General features: G+C 65.8%; 1 pseudogene. It reads left to right on the forward strand.

Annotated features, from left to right (window positions below):
• Positions 1-243 (forward strand): annotated as a pseudogene (locus tag Q5762_RS39405) (phosphopentomutase); the annotation flags it as partial.

Genomic DNA, 243 nt, shown 5'->3' on the forward strand with positions numbered 1-243 from the left:
TCGAATTCGACAGCCTCTATGGCCACCGCCGCGACCCGGAGGGCTATGCCAAGGCCCAGGAATGGTTCGATGAAATCGTAGCGCAGTACCTTGAACGCCTTCGCCCCGGCGATCTTGCCATCTTCACTGCCGACCACGGCAACGACCCGACATGGAGCGGCACCGACCACACCCGCGAACGCGTCCCGGTGATCGGCGCGGGTGTCGGCGCGCGCGCCATCGGCAACGTCGGCTTCGTCGATG

It is taken from the genome of Streptomyces sp. P9(2023), assembly GCF_032436795.1.
In the GTDB taxonomy this organism is placed as follows: Bacteria; Actinomycetota; Actinomycetes; order Streptomycetales; family Streptomycetaceae; genus Streptomyces.